The organism is Pseudomarimonas arenosa, assembly GCF_014841215.1.
Taxonomy (GTDB): domain Bacteria; phylum Pseudomonadota; class Gammaproteobacteria; order Xanthomonadales; family Xanthomonadaceae; genus Pseudomarimonas; species Pseudomarimonas arenosa.
On sequence record NZ_JACYTR010000090.1, the window covers coordinates 1 to 10459 of the forward strand.

4 protein-coding genes and 1 pseudogene are annotated in these 10459 nt (G+C 61.6%); 4 read left to right on the plus strand and 1 reads right to left on the minus strand.

Annotated elements, in window-relative coordinates:
- Positions 1–43 precede the first annotated feature (43 nt).
- The gene (locus tag IFO71_RS20670; RefSeq protein WP_192031587.1) at positions 44–448 is read right to left on the minus strand and encodes a CorA family divalent cation transporter; all 405 of its coding nucleotides are present in this window, start codon (positions 446–448) and stop codon (positions 44–46) included.
- A 330-nt stretch (positions 449–778) separates the two neighbouring features.
- Here IFO71_RS20670 and IFO71_RS20675 point away from each other — a divergent pair, with 330 nt between their 5' ends.
- The 4 genes and pseudogenes from IFO71_RS20675 to IFO71_RS20690 all read left to right on the plus strand — a co-directional run.
- Positions 779–7960, plus strand: a complete 7182-nt coding sequence (locus tag IFO71_RS20675) for a golvesin C-terminal-like domain-containing protein (protein WP_192031588.1) — start codon at positions 779–781, stop codon at positions 7958–7960.
- A gap of 42 nt (positions 7961–8002) precedes the next feature.
- Positions 8003–8761, plus strand: coding sequence for a rhodanese-like domain-containing protein (locus IFO71_RS20680; protein WP_225444835.1), 759 nt, complete (start codon positions 8003–8005; stop codon positions 8759–8761).
- Entirely contained in the window at positions 8758–9639 is an 882-nt protein-coding gene (locus IFO71_RS22560) for a transglutaminase-like domain-containing protein (RefSeq protein WP_192031590.1), read from the plus strand. The genes IFO71_RS20680 and IFO71_RS22560 overlap by 4 nt, the downstream gene beginning before the upstream one ends.
- A gap of 79 nt (positions 9640–9718) precedes the next feature.
- Positions 9719–10459, plus strand: a pseudogene (locus IFO71_RS20690) (hypothetical protein); the annotation flags it as partial.

Sequence of the window (10459 nt, forward strand, 5' to 3'; positions counted from 1 at the left end):
CAGCTTCGAACAACTTGTCGTGCATGGGTCTCACTCTCCGAAATCAGCCTGCGCTCGACAAAACGGAGGCTGTCGGCGTCAGACCAAAATTCTCAGTTACCCACTTGGAATTCGATAGAGGCACAAATACGTGGGTCTCGCCAAACTGAATATGGCCCTCGACCATCTGCGCCGTATGCAAGGCGATGAACAGAGAGTTTCCGTACGCCTCGATCTTCGGTCGCTGATGCGCATGATGGGCATCCTCCACCGCCAGCTCATGCAGGTCGAACTCTTCCTGCAATTGATCGAGCAAGGCCTCGCTAGGCTCATGCAGCCCGACCCAGACGAAAGTGTCGGGCTTGGCAACGGCATCGCTGATCGCATCCAGCGCAATCGCCTGACCCACCTGCTGTTTGCGGTCGTAGGCGACGCAGTTGACGACACCTGACGCCAATTCGTTTTGCACTCGTGCTCTCCTTAGCCCTGTGGTTGTTCGAGATGGCTCATGCTGTCTCGCCGGATTCTAGCCAATTGGGCTTGGTGGCCATGAATGGGAGTATTGACAGGACCTGGATGGTCCTTCCATTGCTTTTCTTTCCTTGTGAAGATATTGTGTGCGCCGTTTTGCCCCGACCCGAATGGGACATGGATTGTTCCGGCTGACGGGAGTCTTGGCGCGCATTTCCATGCATACATGACCCTTCTGGCTGCCTTCGGCGCCGGGTGCAGGTGTGCACGCGTTCGAGCCGCGGATCAGCCGCATTTTGGCCCACCTTCGCCCTAGCTGTAACTCCCCATGCCCATGCACACATCGTTTAGCCGCCTTGGTAACTGGGCGATCGCCGCCGCTGCTGCTCTGGGGCTTCAATTCGCACCCGCTGGTCAGGCCCAGGACATCGTCTGCGCCGTCGTCAAGATCGAAATCCGACAAGAGCTTACGCTTGAGCGACAGGCGTTCGAAGCGAAGATGAAGATCAGCAACGGTCTCGACACGTTGGCGTTAGAGAACGTGGACATCAATGTCACCTTCGAGGACGAGGCCGGAAACTCGGTGCTCGCCAGCTCCAACCCAAATGACACCGATGCGAAGTTCTTTATCCGGCTCGACTCGATGCAGGGCATTGATGACGTGTCGGGGGCCGGGCGAATAGCGCCGAAAGGTGTCGCTGAGATCACATGGCTGATCATTCCCGCGCAGGGTGCCGGAGGCAGTTCTGCGGCGGGTGTGAGGTACGGCGTTGGTGCGACCTTGAATTACCGATTTGGGGGGGCTGCCGAACAGGTCGTGGTCGCGCCTGACGTGATTCGCGTCAAACCGATGCCCCTGCTCACATTGGATTATTTCCTCCCACATGATGTGTTCGCCGATGATCCACTTACCTCCGAACAGGAGGTGGTCGAGCCGTTCGATCTGGGCGTTCGGGTAACCAACTCGGGCGCCGGGTCTGCGAAGGCACTGAAAATCGAGTCGGCGCAGCCGCGCATCGTGGAGAATCGGCAGGGCTTGCTGATCGATTTCCAACTGTTGAGTTCGCAAGTCGACGATCGACCAGTACAGAACACCTTGCTGGCCGACTTTGGTGATATCGGGCCCGGCAACGCCAAATCTGCTCGCTGGCAAATGACATCGTCGCTGTCGGGTACGTTCGTCTCGTTCGACGCAGAGTACGTGCACAGCGATGCTCTCGGCGGCGCGTTGACATCGCTGCTCGCCCAGGTCAATACGCACACCCTGATCCGCAATGTGCGCAATGATTTACCTGGACGTGACTCCGTGCGCGACTTCTTGGCCAAGGACGGCGAGGCGGTTCGACTGTACGAGTCGGAAGGCGGCGACGCCGATGTCCAGGATCTGTCGTCGAATGCCAGTCTGTCGTCAATGGGTACCGTGGACGGTCAGAAGCGCTACCGCCTGCGCATGCCGGCCCACAATGGACTTGCCTTTGTCCGGGTAGCAGATCCAAACGCAGGTTCCAGCGGAAACTACACCGCTTGGCGCAGCGACGGAAAACGATTGGAAGCCGCCAATGCCTGGCGTCTTCGTACGCTGACCAACGGCGGTGTCGAACAGCGTTTCGTGGCCGTGTTCGACAGCAATTCGACCGGCGACTACGAGCTGAGGTTTGACGGTTCCAGCGCCAATCAGCCGCCAATCCTGGAGTTTTCGACGTCCGTCGTGGTCGAGGCCGGCAGCACCCTCAATCACGAGATTCGCGCGCTAGATGGAGACGGCGATACCGTCGTCATCAGCGCGGTCAACCTGCCGGATGGAGCGCTGCTGACCCCGGTCGGAAACAATCAGACGCTGCTGAGCTGGACACCGAGTCCACAGCAGGTGGGTGAGTTCAATGTGATCATTCGTGCTGCCGATGGCACGGTGGTCACCTCACGCGACTTGCAGATTGTGGTGCAGCCCCCAGCCGGTGCGGACAGCGACGGCGACGGCATGGATGACGACTGGGAGCGCGAGCATTTTGGTGATCTGTCGCGTGATGGCACCGGCGACTTTGATCAGGACAGCGCCACCGACAAACAGGAGTTTGACCACGGTGGGGATCCCACCTGGGAGGACCGTCCCGCCAGGATTCAAAGCTTGCTGCCGCAACCGAATGCGACGGTCAGCCAATCGCCACTCGCATTTGCCTTCGAGAATGCCAGTCACGCGACGCAGGCCGAGGTGGAGTACCAGATCGAGGTGCTGGATGCCGAATCACCACAGGTTCCCTTGGCGCAGATGGCCGTGGCCGAACAGCCCATCGAGACCATGGCCGACCTCGCACTTGCTCTTGAGGAAGGCCATTACCTGTGGCGCGTCGGCGCGCACGATGGCGCTTCGCCGGGAGACTGGACCTATGGTCGGTTCCGCTTCGACGACCAGGGCGAGGTGGGTGTGCAATGCCGGGCCGGTTATCCGGAGGCGGGCCAAGTAGTCGCCGACGGACGTCCTCGACTGTCCTTGCTGAGTCAGGCCAAGCTCCCGGGTCGCAAGCTTGAGGTCCGGTTCGAGGTTTCGAACCACGAGGATTTTGTGACCAGCCTTGCGCTGTCGCCGTGGATCGCGATGAGCGAGGGTGGGGAAACATCCTGGCGAGTGTTCCCGGCGTTGCCGGAGGGCTCAAGCCTGCATTGGCGAGCGGTGATACGCGACGGGCAGGAAATCGCTCTGACCTGTGAGAGCGTCGAGTTTCAGTACCAATCAACCAGCCAGATTCCGGCGGCGATCGAGATACAAGCCAGTCGCGCGGAAGCGATGGCGCCGCGCATCGAATTGAACGCGCAACAGGGTGGTCCGCATGCCGGAAACTACCGCGTCGAACTTGATGCTAGCCCGACCTTCGACAGCCCGGCTCTGCAGACTCACCAGGAAGTCCCGGATGAAAACGGTCGCTTCGTCTGGCAGCCAAGCGTTCAGAACGGAGGCCCGCTCTGGGTTCGTGCTCGTGCGGAATCCGGTGGTTTGGCAGGACCTTGGAGCAGCCTCCAGTTGGCAGCTAGTTTCGATGCACAAACGGCGTCGCCACCGGTTGCACTGTCACCACGCGATGGAACGTGGGTTCCCACGCGCTGGCCCGCACTGACAGTGTTCGACACGCCGGGAGCGGGCGAGGTCTGGGTTGAGGTACTGCAATCTCCGACCGATACCACCGCCCTCATGCGTGTTCGGGCGAGCGGCGGTTTGGCGTTACTTCCCTCCGTGCTGCAGGATCGGCAACGTTACTGGTGGCGAGCCAGGAAGGAGCATGGCGCCGCCCTCGGCCCCTGGAGCACGGTGCAATCGTTTTTCGTGATCGACGACGAATTGAACACCGCTGCCAGTTTCGAATGGATCGGGTTGGATGACGATGCTCAGCTGCGCCCGGGTTCGGTCACCCTCAGCTGGCTTTCTGACGATCTGGATGCCGACGCCCAGGTGTCGATCTTCCGTGACACCGACGCTTCAGGCGCCGACGGTGTTGCTATCGTCGAAAACCTCAGTGTCCGCGATGTGCGCTCCTTCGACTGGGATACCTCAGCGCTCGATGGCGAGTCGCTCTACGTGTACGCCGTGGTTGCTGACGCTGTCCACAGTCAAACCATCTATGCCGATGGCAAGCTGAGCTTCCGTACGCCCGGCGTTGCGATCGAAATGGTCGACGCTGCGGCCAGCGAGGATGGTGATGCAGCGACGTTGACAGTCGCCCTCACTGCGAAGCCCACGCACCAGGTCATCCTTCCGCTCGGCGTCGACGACACCACTGAGCTCGCTGTTGCGCCCGCCGAATTGGTTTTCGATGCCGACAACTGGCAGGTTCCGCAGACCGTGACCTTGACCGGTCAGGACGACTCCTTGGTCGATGGCAACCAGCAGGTGCGATTCCTGTGGGGGCCTGCGGAGAGCGATGATGCGGGCTACTCCGGGCTGCAGGGAGGCCAGGATGGTCTGGTCAATGCAGACAACGATGCAGCTGGAATCATTCTGCAGGCATCCACCGTCCCGGTGGTAGTCAGTGAGGAGGGTGGCAGCGCATCCTTGAGCCTCAGGCTGTCGACTCGACCGACCCACCCCGTCACGCTGCATTTGTCCAGCAGCGATGTGACCGAAGCCGAGGTTGCACCGTTAACGGCCACCTTCACCGCGGAAAACTGGGATGAAACTCAGGTGGTTGTGCTGGCAGGCGTTGATGACCCGGAGATTGACGGCGACATCTCGTTGCAGTTTGGGGTATCTCGCATCGAAACCGACGATGCAGCCTACGCCCAGCTTGCGCCTGTGCTCCTGTCGGCAGTCAATCTGGATGATGAGCAGGTCGGGCTGGAAGTCGTTCCGGGCACGATCGAGGTTGATGAAAGCGGCGCGCAGCAGATCATTCAGGTCCGCTTGAACGCGCGCCCGACGTCCGAGGTGGTAGTTCGCCTCGGCAGCCAACCCGCAGGTGTTGTCGAGCTTTCCGACCTTTCACTTCAATTTGATCGCGACAACTGGAATCAAGCTCAGGCGTTGGTGGTGACCGGGCTGGATGACGGCGAGCCTACGGGCGATCGCGCGTTCGAACTACGGTTCGGCCCGGTCGAGAGCCAGGATCAGCGGTTTGCCGCGCTGTCCCCTCTCTTGGTGCCCGGTGTCAATCGAGCGCGACTGGCAGCGGGCGGTATGCAGGTGGGACAGGAACAGGCTACTCACTGGCAGCCAGGAATGGCCAGGCGGGTGCCCTTGGCTCAGGTGTTTGCCACGGCGCCTGCGGTATTCCCCACTTGGGTCAGCGATGATTCGCGACCGTTTGCCCTGCGCGTCATTGCGGTGACGCCGCAGTATTTCGACGTGGTGCTGTTGCGCCCCGATGGTGACGAATCCAGTCTCTCGCATGGGCGCCTGAGCTTCCTGGCAGCCGAGTATGGTGATCGACGACTGCCGGATGGACGCCGGATCTTGATCGGAAAGGTTGCTAGTTCCCAGGCCCTGCCCAATGCGCAAGGCGCATGGCGCAGTGTCGATTTCGGAGCGCCGTTTGCCAGTGTTCCGATGGTGCTGACGCAACTGCAATCGCTGAACAATCGCTCGAACGGCAGCTCCCTCTCGACCTCGCCCTGGCTCACCGCGGTGGCTGATGCGGCGACTGCATCGGGTGTGCAGGTCGCCATGGAGCGAAGCGAAACGACCAGTGGAGTCCTTGCGGAAGAATCGTTGGCCTTCCTCGCCGTCGAAGGCGGTGCTCAAGGTGTGTTCGATGCTGAGGGGCTGGCGCTGGAGTATGAGTCGCAGCGGCTGGTTGCGAGCGTGGCCGGAATTCAGAGTGGCTGTGCGGCGCTGCCTCACGGCAGGGATCGCGACCAGTCACCCCTGGTGTTCGCCGCCAAGTCCGATCGGCTCTCGAACGATGGCGGCTGGGCACGTGTCTGCCAGGAGAATCGGTCCCATGCTCGGCTGGCGATAGACGAGGACGCCGAGGGTGATGCTGAGCGGGAGCAAGAGCCTTCTGGGGTTTCAGCGCTTGCCTTCAGCCACGCGTTCACCACTCAGCTTCAGCCCAGTCAGGTTGGCGTTTTGGTGGATCGTCGATTCGGACTTCGCCTGTTCGAAGATGGTCACGGCGCAGCCGTCGGAGTGCGTCTGTCGACCGCCCCTGAGGCGCCGATTGCGATTCCTGTGTCGCTCAGCGCGAGCAGTGGTCTGGCGCTTTCGACCAGCAGCCTGACATTCGATGCTGAGAATTGGTCCGATGTGCAGTGGATTCGCGTTGATGCCGTAGGCGAGGTCACCGAGTCACAAACCAGCGTCCAGCTGCAGCTCGGTTCACCCACCGGCGACGATCAGCGCTTCGCTTTGAGGGGATCTCAGTCGATCGAGCTGGAAGTCCTGCAATCAGGCACCTGGCGCCATACCTTCGACAACGTCGCGCCGCTGTTCTCAGCGGTCGGCGCCTGGAAGGCTTCCACGGCCGTATCGGGCTACCTTGGCAGCAATTATCTGGCGCACGTGGCCAACGGCGAGTCGCCTGACAGCATTGTGATCGACAACTCTGCCAGCGGATTCAGCACTACGGGTCAATGGACTGCGTCAACTGCGGTGTCGGGGTACATCGGCGCAAACTACTTGTTCAAGCTGCCCGGCGACCCGCAGGAGACGGCGCTGATGGATGACAGCAGAGCGGAGTTCACCGGAACCTGGGGCAACTCCACGTCGGTTGCGGGTTACTTCGGCAGTGGTTATCGCACCGCGGCCAAGGGTGATGGCAGTCTGCGCGCCAAATGGCCCTTGTCTGCCGTTCCGGCAGGCGAGTACCGCGTGCTTGCACGCTGGACTGCACACTCCAATCGCGCCGACAACGCACCGTTCAGCGTCAGCCATGTTGGTGGCGTCGATACGGTGCGAGTCAATCAGAAGATCGATGGCGCGAAGTGGGTATCACTCGGCACCTATCAACTCGATTCGAATTCCTTCGTTGAACTGAGCAACGCAGCGAACGGCTATGTGATAGCCGATGCGGTCAAGATCGTCGCAGTGGACGCTCCACCCAATCAGGCGGCGTGGCAGGCAAACCTGCCGACGGCTGGCGAGTACGAGGTGTTCGCTCGCTGGACGGCGCACCAGAATCGAGCTACCGATGCCGTCTATGCGGTGGAGCATGCGGCTGGGGTGACGCGGGTAGTAGTGAATCAAACCCAGACAGGTGCCACTTGGGTCTCGCTGGGCCGGTTTGACTTCAGCACCGCAGTGCCCGCTCGCGTTTCGCTCAGTGATCAAGCGGATAGTTATGTGATTGCCGACGCGGTGCGATTCGTTCCGGAGAACGGCGGTCGCAACCGCGCTCAGTGGCAGCTGCAAGACCTCCGGTTGGGTCAGTACGATGTGTACGGACGATGGACGGCACATTCCAATCGGGCCAGCAATGCCGCATACCGCTTGCAGGGATTGCGCGGCAGCCTCATGGCTATCGTCGACCAGCGCACCGATGGCGCGCGCTGGAACTCGCTGGGTACTGTCACCTTGTCGCGGGACTACCCGGGGTCGGTTGAACTCAGTGACCAGGCCAATGGCTACGTCATCGCCGACGCCGTACGAGTGCAGGACAGGTCGTTGGCGGGCCCCTATGGCTCGCAATTGGTGGACGACACGCAGGGCACAACGGTCGGAACGTGGTCGAACTCTACCTCGGCAGCCGGCTACTTCGATCAGGGCTATCGTGCGGCGCCAGCCGGCACAGGATCGGCACGCTTTGAGTGGAGGCTGGCAGCCGCGACAGAAGGCGAATATCGTGTCTATGCTCGCTGGACGTCCGGAAAGAATCGAGCGAGCAACGCACCGTACGCCATCTCTCACGTGGAGGGCGATTCCGTGATTCGAGTCGATCAGAAGGTCGGGGGCGGTCGTTGGGTGCTGCTGGGCACGTACCGTCTTGATGCGCAGAGCAGGATCGTCTTGGCCGATGACGCCAATGGATACGTGATTGCCGATGCGATTCGGGTCGAGCCGGCCCATTACCCGCAGCCTGCGAACTAGATCATGCGGCCGGGCTTACTTCGGATCTTGGCGGCTCTGATGATGGGGGCCGCCACGGCAGCGTGGGCGCAATCGCCAGAACCGTCGAAACCAGTCCAGGAGTTCGCAAGCGCCGCCCAGCTTTCGCGCATGCTGCGTTCGGGGGCGGCCGTCAATGTGGCTGATCTGCGCGACATGGCTGAGTTCGAGCGAGCCCACGTTGAAGGCGCAGTGCGCCTTGATCCGCTCAGCCTGAGAACGCTGGATGCCTGGAAGGCCGAGACGCTGGTGTTGGTGGGTAGCGGTGCGGCTTACCGGGCGCTGCGGACACTGCGCGCGCGTCTCACCGAAGAAGGCTTCAAGGAAGTTCGCATTCTTGAAGGCGGCGTCCGCCACTGGCGGCAGCTGCAAGGACAGATCCATCTCGGAGAACTCCTGGTCAAGCCGGATCGGCTGGACCTGGCCGGCGATAGCGAACGCTGGGTCGTGGTTGCGACGGAGGATCTCGGAGACGCGATGGGAGAACTTGAGCAGCTGATCTTGCCTGCCGGAGAGGAGGTTCGGCAGGCGACGCGTCGCGTGCAGAATCATTTGCAACGAGCCCGCCAGCGCGCCGATCAGGTGGCCAACGTGTTGCTGATCAGCGGGCCGGGACAGGACCGGGAGGTGCTGGCCATGGCCCTGGCACGATCGCTACGAGACAACGTGTTCGTGCTGGATGGCTCCGCCTCGGATCTGCAATCTTCGATGGCATTGCGCAAGCGTCTGGGTACGTCGAGTAGCCTTGATGTGTTCGCCCGACAAGGGGGGCAGTGTTGGTGACCACTTCAGCTTTCAAACCGATCCTTGCTCTGATCGCCGCCGCTTCGCTGGCAACAGCGGCATGGTGGCTATGGTGGCGCATACCCGAGCCACAGTACTCCGAGCAACGCCACGTCAGCTATCGCTACCTCATCAGCAATGCCAGCAACCGGGCGACGGAAGGGGCGAAACTCTGGGTGATTGCGCCGTTAGCCTCGACTGCGCAGCAGAAGTTGCTGAACCTGACCGTTGATGCACCCTACGAACTGGTGTCCGACTCAAGCGGCAATCAGGTCATCGAGATTGATGTGCCACTGCTGCCGCCGTACGGGCAGCGCGAAGTCGTCGTTTCTGCTGAGCTCAAGGTCGAGCTATCCCCCAATCGCTGGCGCGCCGAAGACAACCCGGCTTGGTTGGCTCCGGCCCCGGGAATCGACTCCGAACACAAAGAGATCGTTGAAATTGCCCGCGGACTGCGCGCTGACGACTCGCTCGCCACCATTGAGGCGATAGAGGCATGGGTGGCCGCCAATCTGCGTGCCTCGAATTACGACGCCACCAATCAGGGGGCGTTGTGGGCCCTCCATCAGAAGCGGGGCGACTGCAGCGAGTTTGCCTATCTTGCCGCCGCGATGGCTCGTGCCCTGGGTTTGCCGGCGCGGCCGGTGGATGGCTGGATTGTGAATGAGAGCGGCGTGTTGGAAGCGGCCGGATTCCACACCTGGGCCGAGGTCTGGGATGGCAAGACCTGGCGCATTCTCGATGCTCATTCGAAATCAGAGAGCGTGCCGGCCCGTACGTATGTTGGTTTCCGCATTCACCCGGCGGATGTGAGTTCGCTGTCGGCCAGTTTCACCCGTTTCAAATTTGAAGGCGATCTCAGCGTTCGCATGCAATAGCGAATGCCGGTCCGATCCAAATAACAAGCGTTTCGCCGAGGGGGTCTCGGTGAGGCGAACAAGCCAAGAGAACCTTATCGTGTCCAACGTTCGCTCCTCGGTCGCGCTGCTCGCGGCAACTCTTCTGGTGGCCCTGTGGGCCAGTCCGGCTGCTGCCGAGACTGTCACGATCACAACGCCGACCTCGATCGCTGCGGGCGACAGCTCGTTGGACGGTAAAGATGTGGTGGTGAGCGGAAGTACGCTCACCATAGCGGGGCAGCACACATTTGCGTCATTGACTTTGTCTTCGGGCGCGATTCTGACTCACGAAGCAGGCGTGGCACAGCCGCCCGTTCTCAGCGCAGCGACCTTGACCATCGACGCGACCTCAAAGATCGATGTCAGCGGCAAGGGCCGAACCCATCTGAGCGGAGCCAGTGGTTATGTCGGCGGCTCACACGGCGGCCGGGGTGGCTTGAATGCAACGAATGAAACCACCAATGCGGCGTTTGGCTCGATCCATGAGCCGACGGAGCTGGGGGCCGGCGGTGGTGGCGGTCCGTCAGGGAACACCTCGCGCGGCGGCGGCGCAATCAAGCTGACGGTCAGCGGCACGCTGCAGCTTGATGGTTCGATTCTGGCTGACGGCAATCTCAGTGTTCCGGGGTATTACCGGGCGGGCGGCAGCGGCGGTTCGATCTGGCTCGATGTGGGCACCTTGCGCGGTGCTGGCCTGGTGCGCGCACAAGGCGGCGACCGTTCGTTCAGTGGCTATGACCAATACTTGGTCGCCGGAGGTGGCGGCGGCCGCGTGGCGCTGTACTACGACCAGCTGGAG